Source organism: Mesorhizobium erdmanii (assembly GCF_013170725.1).
In the GTDB taxonomy this organism is placed as follows: domain Bacteria; phylum Pseudomonadota; class Alphaproteobacteria; order Rhizobiales; family Rhizobiaceae; genus Mesorhizobium; species Mesorhizobium erdmanii.
The window spans coordinates 6,581,631-6,602,217 of sequence record NZ_CP033361.1; the positions used below are offsets into that span (position 1 = coordinate 6,581,631).

The 20,587-nt window shown below is 62.1% G+C and carries 21 protein-coding genes; 8 read left to right on the top strand and 13 right to left on the bottom strand.

The window, feature by feature from the left end:
* Window positions 1–163: 163 nt before the first annotated feature.
* From EB233_RS31535 to EB233_RS31545, 3 genes are all read right to left on the bottom strand, one after another.
* Entirely contained in the window at window positions 164–1,024 is an 861-nt protein-coding gene (locus EB233_RS31535; RefSeq protein WP_064990578.1) for a C40 family peptidase, read from the bottom strand.
* Window positions 1,025–1,051: 27 nt separating this feature from the next.
* Window positions 1,052–1,402, bottom strand: a complete 351-nt coding sequence (locus EB233_RS31540) for a MarR family winged helix-turn-helix transcriptional regulator (protein ID WP_010913361.1) — start codon at window positions 1,400–1,402, stop codon at window positions 1,052–1,054.
* A gap of 77 nt (window positions 1,403–1,479) precedes the next feature.
* Entirely contained in the window at window positions 1,480–2,844 is a 1,365-nt protein-coding gene (locus tag EB233_RS31545; RefSeq protein WP_064990577.1) for a leucyl aminopeptidase family protein, read from the bottom strand.
* 129 nt (window positions 2,845–2,973) lie between these two features.
* Between EB233_RS31545 and EB233_RS31550 the strand changes: the two genes are divergently transcribed.
* A complete protein-coding gene (locus EB233_RS31550) occupies window positions 2,974–3,795 on the top strand; it encodes a tetratricopeptide repeat protein (protein ID WP_027054490.1) in 822 nt (273 codons plus the stop codon).
* Window positions 3,796–3,875: 80 nt separating this feature from the next.
* Here the strand turns inward: EB233_RS31550 and EB233_RS31555 are convergent, their stop codons facing one another.
* From EB233_RS31555 to EB233_RS31595, 9 genes are all read right to left on the bottom strand, one after another.
* Window positions 3,876–4,901 (bottom strand): type II secretion system F family protein, encoded by a 1,026-nt coding sequence (locus tag EB233_RS31555; RefSeq protein ID WP_064990576.1) that lies wholly within the window; start codon window positions 4,899–4,901, stop codon window positions 3,876–3,878.
* A gap of 9 nt (window positions 4,902–4,910) precedes the next feature.
* On the bottom strand, window positions 4,911–5,924 hold the full coding sequence (locus EB233_RS31560) for a type II secretion system F family protein (protein WP_064990575.1): 1,014 nt from the start codon (window positions 5,922–5,924) through the stop codon (window positions 4,911–4,913).
* Window positions 5,925–5,953: 29 nt separating this feature from the next.
* Complete coding sequence (locus EB233_RS31565) at window positions 5,954–7,459, bottom strand: TadA family conjugal transfer-associated ATPase (RefSeq protein ID WP_064990574.1); 1,506 nt, start codon at window positions 7,457–7,459, stop codon at window positions 5,954–5,956.
* 23 nt (window positions 7,460–7,482) lie between these two features.
* Complete coding sequence (locus tag EB233_RS31570) at window positions 7,483–8,769, bottom strand: CpaE/TadZ family protein (protein ID WP_032917747.1); 1,287 nt, start codon at window positions 8,767–8,769, stop codon at window positions 7,483–7,485.
* A gap of 54 nt (window positions 8,770–8,823) precedes the next feature.
* Entirely contained in the window at window positions 8,824–9,561 is a 738-nt protein-coding gene (locus EB233_RS31575; RefSeq protein WP_064990573.1) for a CpaD family pilus assembly protein, read from the bottom strand.
* Between the two features lie 14 nt (window positions 9,562–9,575).
* On the bottom strand, window positions 9,576–11,093 hold the full coding sequence (locus EB233_RS31580) for a type II and III secretion system protein family protein (RefSeq protein WP_064990572.1): 1,518 nt from the start codon (window positions 11,091–11,093) through the stop codon (window positions 9,576–9,578).
* Window positions 11,090–11,905 carry a Flp pilus assembly protein CpaB gene (cpaB, locus tag EB233_RS31585; RefSeq protein ID WP_064990571.1) on the bottom strand — a complete coding sequence of 272 codons (816 nt, stop codon included), beginning with the start codon at window positions 11,903–11,905 and terminating at the stop codon, window positions 11,090–11,092. The genes EB233_RS31580 and cpaB overlap by 4 nt, the downstream gene beginning before the upstream one ends.
* A 215-nt stretch (window positions 11,906–12,120) precedes the next feature.
* Entirely contained in the window at window positions 12,121–12,639 is a 519-nt protein-coding gene (locus EB233_RS31590) for an A24 family peptidase (protein WP_027054498.1), read from the bottom strand.
* 173 nt (window positions 12,640–12,812) lie between these two features.
* Window positions 12,813–12,989 carry a Flp family type IVb pilin gene (locus EB233_RS31595; RefSeq protein WP_027043512.1) on the bottom strand — a complete coding sequence of 59 codons (177 nt, stop codon included), beginning with the start codon at window positions 12,987–12,989 and terminating at the stop codon, window positions 12,813–12,815.
* 358 nt (window positions 12,990–13,347) lie between these two features.
* Between EB233_RS31595 and EB233_RS31600 the strand changes: the two genes are divergently transcribed.
* The 3 genes from EB233_RS31600 to EB233_RS31610 all read left to right on the top strand — a co-directional run bounded on the left by EB233_RS31600 (window position 13,348) and on the right by EB233_RS31610 (window position 15,159).
* A complete protein-coding gene (locus EB233_RS31600) occupies window positions 13,348–13,770 on the top strand; it encodes a pilus assembly protein N-terminal domain-containing protein (RefSeq protein WP_064990570.1) in 423 nt (140 codons plus the stop codon).
* A 141-nt stretch (window positions 13,771–13,911) separates the two neighbouring features.
* A complete protein-coding gene (locus tag EB233_RS31605) occupies window positions 13,912–14,502 on the top strand; it encodes a TadE/TadG family type IV pilus assembly protein (protein ID WP_064990569.1) in 591 nt (196 codons plus the stop codon).
* 33 nt (window positions 14,503–14,535) lie between these two features.
* Complete coding sequence (locus tag EB233_RS31610; protein ID WP_064990568.1) at window positions 14,536–15,159, top strand: TadE/TadG family type IV pilus assembly protein; 624 nt, start codon at window positions 14,536–14,538, stop codon at window positions 15,157–15,159.
* Window positions 15,160–15,165: 6 nt separating this feature from the next.
* On the opposite strand, the gene EB233_RS31615 is transcribed toward EB233_RS31610, so the two are convergent.
* Complete coding sequence (locus EB233_RS31615) at window positions 15,166–16,089, bottom strand: phosphate/phosphite/phosphonate ABC transporter substrate-binding protein (protein WP_064990743.1); 924 nt, start codon at window positions 16,087–16,089, stop codon at window positions 15,166–15,168.
* Window positions 16,090–16,306: 217 nt separating this feature from the next.
* On the opposite strand from EB233_RS31615, the gene EB233_RS31620 reads away from it, so the two are divergent.
* From EB233_RS31620 to rpsT, 4 genes are all read left to right on the top strand, one after another.
* Window positions 16,307–17,548: a phosphopentomutase gene (locus EB233_RS31620; RefSeq protein WP_064990567.1), complete on the top strand. Its 1,242-nt coding sequence runs from the start codon at window positions 16,307–16,309 to the stop codon at window positions 17,546–17,548.
* Window positions 17,541–18,431: a bifunctional DNA-formamidopyrimidine glycosylase/DNA-(apurinic or apyrimidinic site) lyase gene (gene mutM / locus EB233_RS31625; RefSeq protein ID WP_064990566.1), complete on the top strand. Its 891-nt coding sequence runs from the start codon at window positions 17,541–17,543 to the stop codon at window positions 18,429–18,431. The genes EB233_RS31620 and mutM overlap by 8 nt, the downstream gene beginning before the upstream one ends.
* A 79-nt stretch (window positions 18,432–18,510) precedes the next feature.
* On the top strand, window positions 18,511–19,284 hold the full coding sequence (locus EB233_RS31630; protein ID WP_064990565.1) for an enoyl-CoA hydratase: 774 nt from the start codon (window positions 18,511–18,513) through the stop codon (window positions 19,282–19,284).
* Window positions 19,285–19,465: 181 nt separating this feature from the next.
* Complete coding sequence (rpsT, locus tag EB233_RS31635) at window positions 19,466–19,732, top strand: 30S ribosomal protein S20 (RefSeq protein WP_010913342.1); 267 nt, start codon at window positions 19,466–19,468, stop codon at window positions 19,730–19,732.
* Window positions 19,733–20,587 lie beyond the last annotated feature (855 nt).

Sequence of the window (20,587 nt, forward strand, 5' to 3'; positions counted from 1 at the left end):
GCATTTCCTCGCCCCGTTTACGGGGAGAGGATGCCGGCAGGCAGGTGAGGGGCGGCGCCAGCGATTGCAAGCTGGCTGTCAGCGCGAACAATCGCAGGTTCGCGCCGCCCCTCATCCGCCCTTCGGGCACCTTCTCCCCGTTGAACGGGGAGAAGGAAGAAGATCACGGCCTTCTAAATCCTGTCGGACCGCCATAGAGGTAGCCGATGCGGTCGACCGCTTCCTTCAGCCCTTCGCGTGACACCAGCATGGTGTGACCGTTGGCGTGGATCATGGTCTCAGTGTCGATCATGATGGCGACGTGGCCCTTCCAGAAGACGAGGTCGCCGCGCCGGAGACCCGAAAAATCCGGGCCTGGTTCGAGCGGTTCGCCGACGCTCTTCGCCTGCATGTCGGAATCGCGCAGCACATCCTTGCCCGCCATCCGCATGGCCAGTTGCACAAGGCCCGAACAGTCGATGCCGAAACCGGAGACGCCGCCCCAGAGATAGGGCGTTCCCAAAAACATCTCGGCAACCGAAACATAGTCGGCAGCGATATCACCGAGCGGCCGTAAATGCCCGGCGATCAGGGATTCGCCGGATGGCAGGACGGCATAGTGCGTGCCTCGTGTTTCGGCGGCGCCGGTTACGGTCAGCGTCGATCCCATCGACAGGTGTCCGGCGATCGGGAAGCGCAGGTCCGGGCCGGGATAGAGGAAGGTGCGCGGCACGCAGACGATATGGGTCGGCGCCTGCTCCCGCCCGCCGAGCTGATTGGCGGCGACATAGCCGACATAGCCGTCGCGCTCGCCCTGCACCCAGGCCCAGCCGTTGATATCCTCGAAGACCAGCACATCGTCGCCGGACAGGAACTGCGTGTTGATGCCGGCATCCGCGCGAGGCGCCTTGCGCAGATCGGCCACCGGCACTGCAATCCGCGCCGGCCGGCCGGCGACGAAACGATCCGCCGTGACCTCCCCTTGCAGGCGGGCATCGGCAAGATCGGAACGAAAGGCGTGCAGGCGAGCGTCTCTGGCGGTCAAATCGGCAACTCGGTAAAGGTTGGTTGGTCAGATGGGCAGTTCGTGGGCCCTGGCGATGATACCATCGCCGAAGCGCTCGACAAAGAGCGCGCCCTCGACCGTGCGCTTGATCAGCACGTTACGCTTGTCGAGTTCGTCGCGATGGCGCGATACCAGCTTCAGCGCGCCCATCGTGTCGAGCGCGCGGGTGATGACCGGCTTGGTGACGTTGAGACGGGCGGCGAGCCCGCGAACGGTATGCGGCGGCGGATCGAGATAGATGGTGAAGAGGATCGCCGTCTGGCGCATTGTCAGGTCGGGCGCGTCGTCGCGCACCTGCGACAGCATCACCTGCTGCCACAGTCGCAAGGCCTGGCTCGGGCGCATCGCAATCGACATCGCGCCAGCATGACGGCAAATTGTTTCGGTTCCGTTTCAGTTTAAGCGATTTGCCGGCTCTGCCTGTGGCTGTAACATCAGCCAAATCGTGTCGAGATGATCCGTTCCAGGGCCCGAATGCCCTGCGCCTCGCCACCGGCGGGACCGTAGGGACGGTCGGCGGGATTCCAGGCGAAGATATCGAAATGCGCCCAGTTCGCCGTCTTCTCGACAAAACGCTTGAGGAACAGCGCCGCCGTGATCGAACCGGCGAACCCGTCCGTGGTGACGTTGTTGATGTCGGCGATCTTCGACGACAGTTTCGCGTCGTAAGGCCGCCACAGCGGCATGCGCCATAGCGGATCCTCGACCGCGAGCGATGCCGCCGCCAGATCCGAGGCCAGCGCCTCGTCCCCGGTGTAGAAAGGCGGCAGGTCCGGGCCAAGCGCGACACGGGCGGCTCCGGTCAGCGTCGCCATGTCGACAAGGAGCTGTGGTTCCTCGTCGTCGGCCAGCGCCAGCGCATCGCCGAGCACGAGCCGCCCTTCGGCGTCCGTGTTGCCTATCTCGACAGTGATGCCCTTGCGGCTCGCCAGCACGTCACCGGGCCGAAAAGCGTTGCCGGCAATCGAATTCTCCACCGCGGGGATCAGCACGCGCAGCCGCACGTTCAGCCCAGCCGCCATGATCATCGAGGCCAGGCCGAGCACATTGGCCGCGCCGCCCATATCCTTCTTCATCAAAAGCATGCCGGATGATGGCTTGATGTCGAGACCGCCGGTATCGAAGCAGACGCCCTTGCCGACCAGCGTCACCTTCGGCGCGCCCTCTTGTCCCCAGATCATGTCGATCAGGCGCGGGGCCCCAACGGAGGCCCGGCCGACGGCGTGGATCATCGGAAAATTCCGCGTCAGCAACTCGTCGCCCTTGACCACCGAGACTTCGGCCTTGTGAGCGCCGGCCAGGGTCCGCGCCGCCGTCTCCAGGTCATCCGGCCCCATGTCGCTGGTCGGTGTGTTGACGAGGTCGCGGGCCAGAAAGACGCCATCGGCGATGCGGCGAACGCGCGCCGCATCGACACCGGCCGGAAGGCCGAAGCGCAGCGCCTTGCCCGGTTTCTTGCCGTAGCGGGTAAAGACATAGCCACCGAGCGCCAAGGCGATTGCCGCGAGTTCCGGCTCGGCAGGGGCCGAGGCGAAATGCCAGTCGCCTTCCGGCAAGGCTTTCGACAATGCGCCGAGCGCCAGCGCGCCCTCCCCGTCACCGATACCGAACAGCGCGCCGGCAAGCGCGCCGCTTTCGCCGGGCACGGCCAGCGTCCTGCCTGCCTCGCCGGAAAAGCCATTGGCCTTGGCCCAGGTAACGGCAGGTGGCGGAAGGCCCGCGGCCTCCAGGCCATCACGGGCCACCAGATGGACCGGCAGCGCAGCTTGTAACTTCGTCTCAACGAGTTCGACAGGCATCCGATGTTCTCCTGCCGACCCTTCGCGAGTCGGCGCTTCTTAACTCTCCGTTAGGGTTAACAGAATATTTCTGCGGGAGGGAAGATGGCCACGCAATGGCCGCGCGCATGAATGGAGGCCAGGGTGCCGATGCCGACCAACCGCACGATGACTCTCAGGGGAAAGCGGCTCATCACCACGGCTCTCATGCTGGCGCTCGCCGCTGGAGTCGCCGGTTGCGGCACCGACAAGATGAGCACCGGTTCGATCGGCCGAACCAGCGGCAAGCCGCTGGACACGATGTCGGCGGGCGAATTGCACAATGCCACCGCCGTGCTTGGCCAGTCTTATGCGAAAAATCCCAACGACAAGCGCATCGCGACCAATTTCGCCGCGGCGTTGCAGATGGACGGCGATGCCGACCAGTCGCTTGCCGTGATGCGCAAGCTGGCAATCGTCTACCCCAAGGACCGCGACGTGCTTGCCGCCTATGGCAAGGCGCTTGCCGCCAACGGCCAGTTCGAGGCCGCGCTCGACGCCGTGCGCCGCGCCCAGACGCCGGAATATCCCGACTGGAAGCTGGTGTCGGCGGAAGCCGCCATCCTTGATCAGATCGGTCAGAAGGACGAGGCTCGCCAGCTCTACCGCAAGGCCCTTGAACTCAAGCCGAACGAACCCTCGGTTCTCTCCAACCTCGGCATGTCCTATGTGCTGGAGGGGGATCTGCGCACCGCCGAGACCTATATGCGTTCGGCAGCCCAGCAGCCGGGCGCCGACAGCCGTGTGCGCCAGAACCTGGCATTGGTCGTCGGCCTGCAGGGACGCTTCGACGAGGCCGAGAAGATCGCCTCGCAGGAACTCTCGCCCGAGCAGGCACAGGCCAATGTCGCCTATCTCAGGCAGATGCTGGCCCAGCAGAATGCCTGGAGCCAGCTCAAGGATCAGGATAAGTCGAAGCCGGCAACCAACTGACAAAGCGATTTCGCCACTAGGTCCAAGCCGCGTTGCATGCAGCGCGGCTTTCGCATTTTCACAGGAATTTGCCGTGCAGTTTATTGGCTGGTTGACGCCGCCGCCCCCGAATGATCGCCGAAGATGCCGCGCTGGCTGACCTGGATACCGGCAGGGCCCAGGATGATGGCGAAAAGCACAGGCAGGAAGAACAGGATCATCGGCACGGTGAGCTTGGGCGGCAAGGCGGCCGCCTTCTTCTCGGCGGCGTTCATGCGCTGGTCACGGCTCTCGGCAGCGAGAACACGCAACGCATGCGCCACTGGCGTGCCGTAACGCTCGGCCTGGACAAGCGCCTGCGACACCGATTTGACCGATTCCAGCCCAGTACGGCTCGCAAGATTCTCGTAGGCCTGCTTGCGCTCCTGCAAATAGGAGAGCTCGGCATTGGTCAGGATGAATTCTTCCGCCAGAGCCACCGACTGCGCGCCGATCTCGTCGGCGACCTTGCGCAGCGCTGCCTCCACCGACATGCCTGATTCCACGCAGATCAGCATCAGATCGAGCGCATCGGGCCAAGCCATCTGGATCGACTGCTTGCGCTTGGTGGCGCGGTTGTTGACATAGACGACCGGCGCGTAAAAGCCGCCATAGGCAACGAGGATGCAGACGAACAACCGGACGACCAGCGGCTTGTCCGGCAACCCTCCCATCACGAATATGTAGACCAGAGCCAGCGCGAAGCCGACGAAAGGCAGCACGAGACGGAAGAAGAGAAACCGCGTCAGCGGGTTCTGTCCCCGGAAGCCGGCAACCTTGAGCTTCTGCAGGGTGCTCTCGTCGGCCAGTGCGCGGCGCAGATCGAGCCGGTCGACGACGTTGCGCATGCCGACCGACTGCTCTTCACGCAGACCCTTACGACGGCGATCGGCCTCGCTTGCAAGCCGCGCGCGTTGCTTGGCGCGAAGCTCGTCACGCTCCAGCGCGACCGACTTCATGCGTGCCTTCAGCTGGTTGCCGCCAAACGCCGGCAGCAGAGTAACGACGGTCGCGAACACGGCGATGGCGACCAGCAGCGCGATCAGCAGGCTGGGATCAGTCAGTGACTTGACGACTTGTTCGCTCATGTCGCGGCCCTAGACATCAAAGTTCATCATCTTGCGCATCACGAAGATGCCAATCATCATCCAGACACCCGAGACGCCGAGGATCAGATTGCCGATGCTGGTGGTGAACAGCGGCAACATGTAATTCGGGCTCGAAAGGTACACCAGGAAGGCAACGATGAAGGGCAGCGCACCGATGATGGCGGCGGACGCTTTCGCCTCCATCGACAGCGCCTGAACCTTTGCCTTCATCTTCTTTCGATCACGAAGCACGCGCGAAAGGTTGCCCAGTGCCTCGGACAGATTGCCGCCCGCCTGCGACTGGATCTGGATGACGATGCCGAAGAAACTTGCCTCGGTGCACGGCATGGTTTCGGGCATGCGCAAGGTCGCATCGGGTATCGACAGGCCCATCTGCTGCGAATCGACGATACGGCGAAACTCGGTCTTCACCGGCTCAGGGGATTCGTTGGCGATCAGGCGCACGGCATCGTTCAGCGGCAGGCCGGACTTGACCGCGCGGACGATGATGTCGAGGGCGTTTGGGAATTCGTTGAGGAAAGCCTTGACCCGGCGCGTGCGGCGAAACGAGACGAACCAGCGCGGCAGGCCGAGCGCGCCAGCCAACAGCACGCCTGGCAGAACAAGCATCGGCGCCCCGGCCATGAAGGCGACAATCGTCAGCGCGAGCCCGCATATGGCGGAATAGATGTAGAAACGTTCGACCGTAACCTTCATCCCAGCCTGGCGAAGCTGGGCCTTCAGTGGCGGCTTCTTGACGGCAAGGTCCTTGGTTTTCTGCTTCTCGTCGAGTTCCTTCAGGGAATCCTGGACTGATTTACGGCGCTTGGCAGCGTCCACCGCGCGGTCGCGCGTTGCCTTGACGACGGAGCGGTCCGTCTCCGCGGCCTTGATCGTTTCAAGCCGCTTACCCGCCTGTTTCTCGTTGCTGATCTGGTTGAACAGGAAAGCATAGGCGACCGCGCTGGCGCTGAAGCCGGCGAGCACGACAAACGCCAATACGGTGCCGTCAATTCCAAACATCGACCAGAACCTTCACGCCCGCGGATACCTCAGTCAGCACGTTTCTCCATCGCCTCGAGCGCGGTGGCGAGGCGTTGTTCCTCGCCGTAGTAACGAGCACGCTCCCAGAAATGCGGGCGGCCGATGCCGGTAGAGACGTGTTCGCCCAGCAGCCTGCCGTTGGCGTCCTCACCCTTGATGTTGTAGAGGACGATATCCTGGGTGATGATGACGTCGCCTTCCATGCCGATCACTTCGGTGATGTGGGTGATGCGACGCGATCCGTCGCGCAGACGTGCCGCCTGGATGATCACGTCGACGGAGCCGACGACGATTTCGCGCACGGTTTTCTGTGGCAGCGAATAACCACCCATGGCGATCATGGATTCGATGCGGTTCAGGCATTCGCGCGGGCTGTTCGAGTGGATCGTCCCCATCGAGCCGTCATGGCCGGTGTTCATCGCCTGCAGAAGATCGAACACCTCGGGTCCGCGCACTTCGCCGACGATGATGCGCTCGGGCCGCATGCGCAGGCAATTCTTGACCAGGTCGCGCATCGTCACCTCGCCTTCGCCTTCGAGGTTGGGCGGACGGGTTTCAAGGCGCACGACGTGCGGCTGCTGCAATTGCAATTCAGCCGAGTCCTCGCAGGTGATGACGCGCTCGTCGCGGTCGATGTAGTTGGTCAGGCAGTTGAGCAGCGTCGTCTTGCCCGAACCGGTACCGCCCGAGATGACGATGTTGCAGCGGACGCGGCCGATGATCTTGAGGACTTCGGCGCCCTGCGGCGAGATCGCGCCGAACCTGACCAGCTGATCGAGCGTCAGCTTGTCCTTCTTGAATTTGCGGATGGTGAGCGCGGTGCCGTCGATGGCGAGCGGCGGCGCGATGACATTGACACGGGAGCCGTCGGGAAGACGGGCGTCGCAGATCGGGCTGGATTCATCGACACGGCGGCCGACCTGGCTGACAATGCGCTGGCAGATGTTGAGAAGCTGCTGGTTGTCACGAAAGCGGATGGTGGTCTGCTCGACCTTGCCGTTGACTTCGATGTAGACGTTCTTGGACCCGTTGACCATGATGTCGGCGATATCGTCACGGGCGAGCAATGGCTCGAGCGGTCCATAACCAAGCACATCGTTGCAGATGTCCTCGAGCAGTTCCTCCTGCTCGGCAATCGACATCGCGAAATTCTTGATCGCGATGATGTCGTTGACGATGTCGCGGATTTCCTCGCGCGCGCTTTCGGGGTCGAGCTTGGCGAGCTGCGACAGGTCGATCGTGTCGATGAGCGCCGAGAAAACCTGGCTCTTGGTGTCGTAGTAGGTTTCGCTTTTTTCGCGGCCCCGCCTCGGCTCCGGCGCGATCGGCGGCGCTTCGACCGCGCGGCGAGCCGGCGGCGCGACAGGTGCGCTTGGCTGCGGCGACGTCGTTGGCCGGGCAAGAACCGCCGTATCCGCCGGACCCGCCGGCGGCGGCGCGGCTGGCGCCGGTGCTGGCTGGCGGAATTCCGGCGTGAACCGGTTGCCGTCGTCGTTGCCTCTTTTACCGAACATGATCGACTACCGGTTCCAAAGCGTCACTTCTTGTTGCGTGAGAGTTTGCCGAGCAGACTGCCCAGGCCGGCCTTCTTTTTCGCCCGGATCTCGCTTCGTCCGGTCAGCACATGGGCAATCTCGTTGATGGTCGCGACAACCGGGTTCTTGGCGTCCATTTCACCGAGCATACGCCCGTTGTTGGCGGCATTGCCGAACAGCAACGGATCGAAGCCGATGACCGACATCGGCGTCAGGCCGAGCGGCTCGGCGAAATCGGACGGCGAAATTTCAGGCCGCTTGGGAACGCCGGCCTGATTGATGATCAGCTTCGGCGGCGGGTCGTTGGGGCGAAGCCGCTTGAGCATGTCGACCAGGTTTTTCGTGTTGCGCAGATTGGCCAGTTCCGGCGTCGCGGTGATGACGATCTCGTCGGCCTTGACCAGCGTGTTCTTGGCCCAGCCTGTCCAGACATGGGGAACGTCCAGCACCAGAAGCGGCACGCTGCGCTGCGCGGTATCGACAAGCTGCGTAAAGGCATCGGGATCGAAGTCGTAGACGCGTTCCAGTGTCGAGGGCGCCGCGAGCAGCGACAGGTGTTCCGCGCACTGGGTCAGCAGCCGGTCGAGATAGACTTCGTCAATACGTTCGGGTGAGAACACCGCTTCAGCGATGCCTTGTGCCGGATCCTGGTCGAAATTGATGTTGGCCGTGCCGAAGGCGAGGTCGAGGTCGGCGACGACGACCTCGGACTTGAACAGGGAGGACATCGCCCAGGCTACATTGTGGGCGATGGTGGAAGAGCCGACGCCGCCCTTGGCGCCAACAAAGGCGACGGAGCGGCCGAGTGGTTCGGCCTCCGGATCGACAAAAATCGACGACACGACACTGACGATGTCGGCCATCGACACCGGCGCGATGACATATTCGGAGATGCCGGAGCGGATCAGCTCGCGATAGAGACCAACGTCGTTGTAGTGGCCGATCACGACCACTTTCGAGGATGGATCGCAGTATTCCGAGAGCTGGGCGAGTTGCTCCAGCAATTGCTTTGGTTCGCTGCGCGACTCCAGCAGGATCAGGTTCGGTGTCGGCGCCGACTGATAGAACTCGATCGCGGTGGGAACGCCGCCCATGTGGACCTTGAGATGCGCCTTGGTCATGCGGCGGTCCTCGCCGGCGCGCTCGACCGGATTGGCAACGCCCTCGGTCTCGCAGAATGCCTGGATCGAGATGCGCGGAACCGGGCGCAGCGCCTGCATCGCGGCGATGTCCTGCGGCGATGTATCGCCGTCCACGGTGGCGTCATAGGCAAGGTTGCTCATGGTCATGCTCTTTTCCGTGGCCTGTTCTTTCCGTGGCTTCTTTTTCCTCGAGAGCTCGGCTCAGTACGTCACTTCCGAATTGCCGAGGAATTCATCCGAAATACCTCTGCTGCGGTAGACATCGATCACCGCGCCACGGTTTTCCGCGTCGATGGTGGTCTGCTTGCGCGGCCCGAGCAGGTCGGCAGGGTTGGCCATCTGCGCGGCAAGATTGTTCTGATAGGAGCAGCCGAAGTCGGCGTAGTGCTTGTTCTCCGACGTCTCCGCCAGATCGTCGGGCCAGCGGCCGCATTTGTCGGTCTGGGCTCTCACCGCGATAAAGGAGACGCGAACCGGGGCGGACGACTCGCTCGATCCAGCCTGATAGGAGACAACGACGATGCGGTTGCGCTTGATGCCGCTGGCGACCGCGAGCCTGGCAAAATCACGGCCGGCCGCCCTTGCGGCAACCTCATTCGCCGATCCGCTCGGAATCTGGATCGTCAGTGTCGGAGAGGCACTCTTGTCATAGCCGTCAAGGAAACCGAGCAGCGTGTCGCGCTGCGAACCGGTCATGCCGCGGTCGCCGGCGCCGACAGGCAGGTCGATCTTCTGGTTCTTCTCGGCGATGACGATCGGATGATTGGTGCGATAGTCGTCCGGAATGGCGCCAACGGTGATGCTGTCGCGCTGGGCGCAGCCGGCCAGCAAGGCCGTCACCGCGACCGCCAGGAGCGGCAACGCCCGCAGGCCCACCCGCGAACGGCTGGTGCGCATCGTCGCTACGGTGGTGCTTGTCTTCAACGCTGACTGAGACATGTCCGCTTTCCCATTCACTTGTAGATGAAGCCGACAACGCCGTGGTAGCGGCCGTTGGGCTTGTCGGTCTGCATGGTGCCGTAGACGCGATTGACCTTGCCAAGGAACATGCCGGCGCCGTCGCTCGGAGGATTGAAATTGTCGTCCGGCTTTGCAAGATCGTTGCGCGCCACCGGCTTCGTCAGATAGGGCGTGATGATGATGACGAGCTCACTTTCGTTGCGCACGAAGTCCCTGCTGCGGAAGAGCGCTCCAAGTACGGGAATCTTCGTCAGTCCCGGCAAGCCGTTGACGGACTGCCTGACATCATCGCGAACCAGGCCGGCGATCATCATGGAGCCGCCCGACGGGAGCTCGACTGTCGTATCGGCAAGGCGCTTGCGTAGCGACAGAATATTCGTGCCAGGACTCGTCACGCCATTGGAAAGCGGCACGGATCCTTCGGTTGTCGGCTCCGAAACCGAGGTTCTGACCTTCAGGCTGATGCGGCCGGGAGACAACACGACCGGCTGGAATTCCAGGCCGATGCCATACTCGATCTTGTCGATGTTATAGGTTGTCAGGCCGGTCTGGTTGTCGGTGGATACATTCTGGGAGACGCCGCTCACCATGTTGTATTCGCCACCGACCTTGAAGGTCGCCTTCTCGCCGGATACGGCGGTCAACGTTGGTTCAGCCAGCGTCTTCATGACCCCGGACTCTTCCATGGCATTGATGTAGGCCATCAGTGAAGAGTTGCCGATGCTCAGGCCAGAATGCGACAGTGCCTTACCCAATCCCGTGAAATTGTCGCTGATTGCACCATAGCTGATGCCATTGCTGCCGCCGTTGCCGATCATATTGACACCAAGCTGTTTCATCACCGAGCGGCTGACCTCGGCGACGGTAACCTTCAGCGTGACCTGGTCGTCACCGATGATCTGCAGCAGATTGACGATCTTGCTGGTACGGCGTTGCTGGTCGGGGTTGTTGATGTCGACACCGCTCTGAGCCGAGCCGCCGGCCGCAGTCTGCGAATATTGCCCGGTCGTCGCTTCACCGCCCGAGACGAAGATCGTCGCCAGATCGACCGCCCGCTTCGCGTCCAGAGGCGTGTCGACCGTTCCGGTCAGTATGACGTTGTCGTTCAGCAGTTCCACCTTGACGGTCGAGGTCGGAAGGAAGCGCTTGATGTAGTCCTCCAGGCCGGCAACGTCGCGTTCGACGGCCAGATCCAAGCTGGCGATCTGTTCGCCGTTCGGCCCGAAGACGAAGATATTGGTCTCGCCGACCGCTTTGCCGAACAGGTAGATACGCCTTGCGGTGCGGGTTACCGCATCGGCAACGGTCGGGTTGGCGACAAGAATGTCGTAGGCATCGCTCGGCAGATCTATGACCACCGATTTGTTGAGCCCAAGCTTGATGCGCTGGTTGGCGGTCGTGGCCGTTACCCGCGTGCTCTTTGCCTCGACAACGCCGTGCACATTCGTTCCGACGAGCAGCAGGCCGAATGCCGCGGCTACGATTGCCGGCAGTTTACCGCTTAGCCTCATTTCCTTGCCCCTACTTCGGAAACTTCACCCGACTTGATCAGTCTCACCGTTCCCTTGCGGCCATTGCCGGAAACGAGATAGTCGGCCTCGCCCACATTCTTTTCCTGGGTGTCCGTGATCGCCCGCAGCGCCAAGGTCAGGCGATCGGCCATCTGCTGGGCGACGGTGATGATCTCGGCTTGTTTGGGCGTGAGCTCCAGCGTGGCCGTCTGGCCCACCCTGGTCTTCTTGCCCTCCTCGTCCTCCTGGATGGTCTGGTCGATCGCCAGGACGCGGATGTTCTTGAGGATGGTTTCGGTGTTGAAACCGGTGCCGCCGCTGCTGGCATCCGCCCTGCGGGTCATGATGACGTCGACGAAATCGTTTGGAAGGATGAAGCCGCCGGCCGAAGTGTCGGCCGATATGGTCGTGGCGACCGCCCGCATCCCTGAAGGCAGGATGGACGACATGAAGCTCTGCCCCTCGCCGATCAGCTTGGAACGTCGCACGGGCTCACCAGCGTACATCGGCACACGGGCAATCGACGCCTTCAATTTCTCCAGGGCGTCGGGAGCCGTGGCCTTGGTGATGAAATTCGCGTTGACGCCGTCGGCCGGCCAGGATTGCCAGGAGATGTTGTTCTGCAGCGCGTTGCCCATCGCGACATCGCCCGAGAGCACAAGCACGTCCTGCAGGGGTACGGCGGGAGCCTGAGGCCCCGAATCGACGACGATCTGCGGAGGCGGCGCCGCGACCATGTTTTTTGCGACGTAGCCAGCGCCTCCCGCCGCGGCCACCGCCACGCTCAGAATAATCAGTCGGGATGCTGGCATCTGTCCGAACCCTCGCCCTTGGCAAACCACGTAGCCAAGCCGGACTTTGCAGCGGCAATCGTCAAAACAAGGTTAATTTAATGCTTACGATCGTGATTAATTTAAGGTTTACATAAATTAGCTCGATCCCGCCGCCACGCGTACAAGTGGCCTGATGGCTCCCTTCGAAGCTCGGTCAGGCAACGCGGCAAGGGGTAACGGAAATCCGATCGAGCTCAGCCGGCAAGCCTTGCCAGCGCCCATACCATCAAAGGCGAATCCGGATAGGTCAGCAGCCCGCCGAGGCCGAGCGCGATCCCATAGGGAACCCCGGTCTTGTCATCCGCGAAATGTCGCAGGAAGGGATTGCGGCCAGTAATAGTCGCCAGCGGCGACTTCCGGTAAACCAGGATGGCGAGCGTCAGCAGACCGCCGATCATTGTCGAGGCAACAAGGTACTCGACGAGATGGATGTTCAGCCCCATCCACACAGCCGTGGCGGCCAGCAGCTTGGCATCGCCTCCGCCCATGCCCCCCATTGCAAACAGTCCAAACGTCACGGACAGGACTAGGGCGCCGGCGGCGAAGTGCCAGCCATAGGCTGCCCATTCCATACCCGTCAAAGGCGCAACCAGCGCGAAGACGACGACGAGCAGCACCGACACGCGGTTGGCGATGGTCATCGACAGCATGTCGGAGATCGCGGCAAACAGCATGCAGAACGGAAAGACCACGAAGATCAGGGCTTCAAGCATCGGCGCTCATGCCTATTTGCGAATTCCAAGGGGCTCAATCTAGGCTGTCTCGATTAACGATTGATGAGATCCGTAAACGAAAAGACGCCTGTATTGGCTAAGATATAGAAAAAGGGCCGCGACGTGGCGGCCCTTTTCCAGAACGCAATCTGGATACCCAGCGATACGGCCGATCAGCTGCCGCTGGAGTTCAGCGTGGTTCCGATCGAGGTGAACTTGGCGTTGATCGCATTGCCGAGAGCGCCGGCGCCGGTGATGATGGCGAGCGCGATGAGAGCGGCGATCAGACCATATTCGATAGCGGTCGCGCCGGATTCGTCCTTCACGAAACGTGCAAAAAGGTTAGACATTCGAGAGCTCCTACTCCACGTGTTACAGCACTTCCGTCAACTTCTGTGATGGTTGATCGGATGCTGCCAATCTAGGGACAAGCTCTTTCGATCGGCTTAATAAACAGCCTTACCGATTCCTTTCCCGGCTCGAACAGGGTGCGTGGTTAACTGCATGCTAAGTCCGGGCTAAAGTACCGTTTCCCAGGCCAATACCGCAAAAGGCAAGGGCTCAAGGAAAATCGCGACCCGGCCCGGATCCGGCCATGCGGGTTGCCATGCCGCTCGCTACATCCGGCACCGGCAAGCCTACTTAACCGTTGGTTCACCAATCTCGTTCATGTTCCGTTGAACAGTTCGCTTGCCGTGGAGCGCCTCGATGGCCGTGCAGAGATCCTCAGTCCTGATTGCCGTGCTTCTTGCCGCCACGAGCTTGATCACGCCAGCCAGAGCCGGCGCCGATATCGACGTCATCATGAATCAAGCCAAGATCGTGAAACTGTCGCGCCCCGCCGACACGATCGTCGTCGGCAATCCGGCAATCGCCGATGCCTCCGTCCAGGACGCATCGACGATCGTGCTCACCGGCAAGGGGTTCGGTGTCACCAACCTCGTCGTTCTCGACCAGGAGGGCAACCCGATCGTCGACGCGCAGGTTACGGTCGTGCGGCAGGCAGCCTCGTCGGTTCGCATTTACCGGCGCGCCGAGGTCCAGACCATGTCTTGCACGCCCTATTGCGAAAGCTCCTACAAGAGCGAGGCTGAAAAATCCTCCGAAGCCGAGATGAGCGTGAGCAAATAGGCTGCGCGGCCTCTCAGCAGCCATCCAAGTTACCAGCCAGTTAAGAGGTCTGCGCGGACTTTAACGATCATTCAAACCGGGCCTCAATTGGTTTGCGCTAATAGACCTGTCGGAACCGTCCAGGGGTGGCAGGAACAGGGCATGGGCAAAGAATTCAGCGCAACTGGTCAGCAGAAGGTCAAGAGCGCCAGGTTTTTGGGGCGCTTCGTTCGCGACCGGCGTGGCAGCACGGCCCTGGAGTTCGCGCTGCTCGCATTGCCCTTCGCCCTCCTCGTATTCGCCATTCTTGAAAGCTGCATCTCGTTTGCCGGCCAGGAGGTGATGGCCAACATCACCGACGATGTCGCGCGCCAGTTGCGCACGGGCCAGTTGCGGCCGGCGGATGTCGCGGGGACCAAGTTGACGACCCTGATCTGCGGCAGGCTGGAGATCATCGTCTCCACGGATTGCCCCGATCAGTTGCTCGTGGACCTTCGCGAGTATCCGACTTTCGCGGACGCGGCCACCGCGACCTTCACTATCCAGAACGGCGATGTCGTTCTGATGCAAGGCACGAACTCACAGACTTTCGCAAACACGCCTGGTCTGGCGGAATCGAAGAACATGCTGCGGGTCTTCTACAAATGGCCCGTCATGACCGATCTGATGGCCAAGTCGATGGCCAATCTGAGCGGCGGCCGGACGCTGCATTTTGCCTCGGTGACCTGGCAGAACGAGCCGTTCGGCAATTGAGTTAGCAAGTACCAACAAGAAAAAGGCAATGACATGATGCGTGCGGGGGCACATCCGGGAATTGCAGGGATCTGGCGCAAGGCTGCCGGGTTCTGCTCCAATCGCCGTGGCGTGGCAGCGGTCGAGTTCGCTCTTATCGTGCCGATCCTGCTCATCATGTACTTCATGACCATGGAGGCGTCGCAGGCCATCGAGACCAGCAAGAAGGTCAGCCGCATCGGCAGCATGGTTGCCGATCTGGTCACGCAGCAGCCGACCATCGTCAAGGCGGATCTCGACGCCATCATGAAGATCGGCACCTCGACCATTCAGCCCTACAACCGCTCGGTGCCGAACATCACCATCACGGCAATACAGGTCACCACCGATACGCCGCCCCAGGTGAAAGTGGTGTGGTCGCGCAAGGTGGCCAACGGCGTTAACAGCGTCGGGGCTACCGCAGGGACCGCGACCACGGTTCCGGCAACGCTCAACGTCGCCGGCACCTTCCTGATCCGCGTCGAAAGCAATCTCAGCTATGCGCCGATCATCAGCTGGTCGACGGACAGCCCGCAGAAGCTTGGATTGACCCAATCCCTCACCACCACGATCCCGATGGGTGAGACGTACTATCTGCGCCCGCGCAGAAGCCTGACGATCCCCTGCGCCGATTGCTGAAGATCTCTACTGCCGACCACCTTCTGTCGAGACCAGGCGCACGATGGCTTGCGCCGTCGCATAGTCCTTTGGTGCAACGGTCAAAAAGCCGCCGGAGTGCTTCGATTCCAGCAGATCGTAGACATCCGGGGTCGTCGACTTGAGGTTGGTGAGGAAGACGGTCAGCCGGCGCTTGGCTTCCGGGTCGAGATCGCTGCGTACGGCATGGGGACCGTATCTCAGCAAGCCTGAGGTCCACACGACCTGGAATGCCGACGGCGAAAGCCCGGCCTCTTCCAACCTTGCCTGCGTGCCGTTGGACAATAATGGCTGGCCGTCGGCCGTCGCCGTCACCCAGCCGAACAAAGCGTCGGCCCGGCCGTCGAAGAGCATTTTTTCCGCCGCCGACGCTGAATCGGCATGGACCAGAAACGGTGAATCCTCGGCGATCCTGACGTGTTCGGCCGCCAGCTCCGCCAGCGGCAAAAGCGAGCCCCCGACGCTGTCCGGCGGCGACATGGCGATGCGGTGCGTCGCCATCGCCGCAAGGTCGGGCAGCTTGCCGTCCCTGGTCAGCAGCACGGAGCGGATGCCGGCCGCGCCGTCGGAATCGACCGGAGCCACAAGCGGCTCGACACATCCACAACGTTGCAGCGCCGTGGCGTAGGCCGTCGCCGAATAGATGGCGTATTCGATCCGGGCGCTGGCCTGCGCCTCGATCAGTGCCGCATAGTCGCGCGCAACGACGAACTCCACCTTCATGCCAAGCGCGTTGGTAAAGGATTGAGTCAACAGCGCCAGCCCCGGGACGGTGTTGGCCGCGCCGGGCTCGGCGACGATGCCGATGCGAAACGTGCCGATATCATCGCGCCAGTCGGCCCGCGCCGGACCACACCAGAGCGCGCCATGCACCATCACCAGGGCAGCGCATGCCTTCCGCGCGGCATTCATGACAAGACCGTCCTGTGCTTTCTTCGATCCATATCCATGCCCGCTGCGCGCGATACTGTACATCCTGGATTGAGCTTGTCGTCGCCCCAAAACCGGTATGCACTTTTGGGCGACATGCACTGGTACTATCGCGCCAAGCAATTGCCGTTTGGTTTCCGAATTGCCAATGCCACCGTGGGATCCTATGTCTGGGCGTCCACACTGGCGATAATGACCGATGGCGCGTGCTTTCCTCTTCGTCCTGGATTCTTTCGGCATCGGCGGCGCGGCCGACGCCGAACGCTATGGCGACGCCGGCGCCAACACGCTCGCGCACATCGCCGAAGCTTGCGCCGAAGGGCGCGCGGATCGCGAGCGGCTTAGACAGGGGCCGCTGTTCGTCCCGCACATGGCATCGCTCGGGCTTGGCAAGGCAGCCGGGACGGCGACAGGATTGGCTTTTGCCCATTTCGGGACGGATCTGCTCGCCAATGCCTTCCATGGCGCGGCGCAGGAAGTTTCGAGCGGCAAGGACACACCCTCCGGCCATTGGGAGATCGCGGGCCTGCCGGTGCGTTTCGACTGGGGATATTTCCCGGATACGGTTCCCGCCTTTCCGGCTGATCTGACCGCGGCGATGATCCGCGAGGGCGAGGTTTCAGGCATCCTCGGCAACTGCCATGCGCCAGGCACCGAGATCATTGAACGGTTCGGCGAGGAACACATCCGCACCGGCAAGCCGATCTGCTACACCTCCGTCGACTCGGTCCTGCAGATCGCCGCGCATGAAGTCCATTTCGGCCTGGAGCGACTTTATGAATTCTGTCAGGTGGTGCGCCGGCTGGTTGATCCGCTCCGAATCGGACGCGTGATCGCACGGCCGTTCGTCGGCGAGACCGCCGGTACCTTCCAGCGGACCTACAATCGCCATGACTATGCCGTGCCGCCGCCGGAGCCGACCTTGCTTGACCGGCTGACGGCGCGGGGAAGCCGCGTCATCGCCGTCGGCAAGATCGGCGACATCTTCGCCCATCGCGGGATTTCGGAAGTGCGCAAGGCCGCCGGCAACATGGCCATGTTCGACAAGGCGCTCGGTGCGATGGACGATGCCGGCGACGGCGATCTGGTTTTCGCCAATTTCGTCGATTTCGATACCGAATTCGGCCATCGCCGCGACGTCGCCGGCTATGCCGCCGCGCTCGAGGCCTTCGACCGGCGGCTGCCGGAGGCATTGGCCAAGCTGCAGCAAGGCGATCTTCTTATCCTGACGGCCGACCACGGCAATGATCCGACCTGGAGAGGCACCGATCACACGCGTGAACGCATCCCGGTGATCGGCACGGGACCGGGTCTTAGAGGTGGCGACGTCGGACTGAGAGCGACATTTGCCGATATCGGCGAGACCGTTGCCGAACATCTCGGGCTGGCACCCGGCCGCCACGGCACTTCTTTCCATGCGATGATTGGTGGCCATGCCTGAATTGCCCGAAGTCGAAACGGTCCGGCGTGGCCTGCAGCCGGTGCTGGAAGGTGCCCGTCTGGCCAGGGTCGAGGCGCGGCGGCCGGATCTGCGTTTTCCCTTTCCCGAACGGTTTTCGGAACGGCTGACCGGCAGGACCATCACGGCGCTCGGCCGCCGGGCCAAATATCTGACCATGCATGTGCAGGATGGCCCGGTGCTGATCTGCCATCTCGGCATGTCGGGCTCCTTTCGCATCGAGACCGACGACGGCGGAGACACACCTGGCGTGTTCCACCATGAACGCTCGAAAAGCACGGCGCACGACCATGTCGTGTTCGATGTCGTCACCGCCGACGGGGCCCGGTCGCGCGTGATCTTCAACGACCCGCGGCGCTTCGGTTTCATGCTGTTTGCGGAAGGATCGCCGGACACGCACCCGATGCTCGCCGGGCTGGGCGTCGAGCCCACGGGCAACACGCTGGATGGCGTGCTGCTCGCCTCGCTGCTGAAAGACCGGCGGGCACCGTTGAAGCCAGCGCTTCTCGACCAGAGGCTGATCGCGGGGCTTGGCAATATCTATGTCTCGGAGGCGCTTTGGCGCGCCGGCCTGTCGCCCTTGCGCGAGGCGGGCACGATCGCCAAACCGGGCAAGAAGGCCAGGCAACAAAGCGAACGCCTGGCCGAAGCCATCCGTTCGGTCATATCGGATGCCATCGCCGCCGGCGGCTCGTCGCTACGCGACTACATGCATACCGATGGATCGCTGGGCTATTTCCAGCATTCCTTCGCTGTCTACGACCGCGAGGGCGAGCCGTGCCCAAAGCCCGGTTGCGGCGGCGATATCGAGCGTATCGTGCAGAGCGGACGCTCCACCTTCTATTGCCGGACCTGTCAGAGCTGAGTTAGAGCCCGACAAAAGCGCCTAGCGCTTTGGGACGCATGAACAGAGAATAGACCGGATCAAGCGAGGAGAAGCAGCCATGGCCTATGAAACGATCATCGCCGAGACCCGCGGCAAGGTCGGGTTGATCACGCTGAACCGGCCGAAGGCACTCAACGCGCTGAATTCCCAGGTCATGGCCGATGTGGTGGCTGCCGCAAATGCGTTCGGAGCCGATGCCGCCATTGGCGCCATGGTCATCACCGGTTCCGAAAAGGCCTTCGCGGCCGGTGCCGACATCAAGGAAATGCAGTCGATTGCCTATGTCGATGCCTACACGCAGGACTTCTTTGTCGGTTGGGAAGAGTTGACGCGGACGCGCAAGCCGGTGATCGCCGCGGTGGCCGGCTATGCTCTGGGCGGCGGATGCGAGCTGGCGATGATGTGCGATTTCATCATTGCCGCCGACACCGCCAAATTCGGCCAGCCCGAGATCACGCTCGGCGTCATTCCCGGCATGGGCGGGTCACAACGCCTGACCCGGTTCGTCGGCAAATCGAAGGCGATGGACATGTGCCTGACCGGGCGGATGATGGATGCGGCGGAAGCCGAGCGCTCGGGCCTGGTATCACGTGTCGTGCCCGCTGCCGAGCTTGTCGAGGAGGCCGTCAAGGCGGCGGCCAAGATCGCCGATTTCTCGCTGCCGTCGGTGATGATGGCGAAGGAAGCCGTCAATCGTTCCTTTGAGACGACCCTGGCCGAGGGATTGCGGTTCGAGCGCCGCCTCTTCCACTCGCTTTTCGCGCTCGAGGACCAGAAGGAAGGCATGGCCGCCTTCGCCGAAAAGCGAAAGCCGAATTTCACCAATCGGTAGAGCGCTGCCGGCTCGCGATCGAAACCCCGTGGCGGCGGCCAAAAAGAACGCCAGGCAGCGTTGACGCGCCGGAAAAGCTGAACTATAAGCCGCACCAACCGAGGCGGCCCCGTTGCTGCCCGTTTGTTTTTTGCGCCCTGCGGCATGCCGCGTGCGCCGACCAGATCAGAAGAGAGGCATCATGGCCAACACATCCTCGGCCAAAAAGGCAACGCGCAAGATCGCCCGCCGCGCGGCGATCAACAAGAACCGCCGCTCGCGCGTGCGCACTTATGTCCGCCAGGTCGAGGAGGCACTCGCCTCCGGCGACAAGGCTGCCGCACAGGCCGCCTTCAAGGCCGCCGAGCCGGAATTGATGCGTGCCGCGACCAAGGGTGTCATCCACAAGAACACCGCGTCCCGCAAAGTGTCGCGCCTGGCCGCACGGCTCAAGGTTCTGTCGGCCTAACATCGCCAATACAGACTAAGCGTCTTTGAAACCCGGCCGATAGTGCCGGGTTTTTTCGTTTGCCGGCAAGTACTTAAAAAGAATGCCCGGAAACGGCGCCCGAAGCGGATTCCCGACTTGGAAATGCTTTGCCGGCACATGCATGCCTTCTGATGGTTGGCATGCTCGAAAAGCGACAGCTTGAAAATTGTCCACTGTCAAAAATAATCAATATTTTTCAGTTAGTTATCTATGGTCATCCACACCTTGTCCACAGCGCGACGAAGGGACGGGAGGACAACCGGCTGTCAAGCAAATTATTTCAGAATATTTCGCGTCGGCCCGGCTTTTTCATATTCGTCGGAAAAGGGTTTGAATCACAATGGCTTTGTCAAAATGTGCCGTTGCGGCACGACGCTCAAACGCGCCCGAGGTAACCTGATTCCTTAAAAATTGGTTAGATGTGGCCTTGCCCTATCCACAGCGATTTCGGTAATGTCGATCCATCGAAAGGGACGGGCCTCTGGCCCTTAACCCAGCCTGACGCAGCCAGCTTAAATTGGCGGGATTTGCGACGTGGATCAAGTCCGCGGGTGGTCTGGTTTTGCTCTTTTTTCGATACGGTAGGGGACTGGCGTAACGAGACATGGCAGGTCGACAGCGCGCCGGCGGTTTTCGCCGGACGATGTTGTATTGCCCTGACATACCCAACGCGGACTGGCTTCATGGGCCGGCACCGGTTCCCTGAGATAGTGGGCGATGCTCATTGCCGGCGGCGGCGACGAGCATCGTGGCGAAGACGCAGTCGCTGGAAACAAGGATGCAGGAGGCGCATCCCCGGCGGAAAACAGGTACAGAAAGGCAAGGAACTCGATC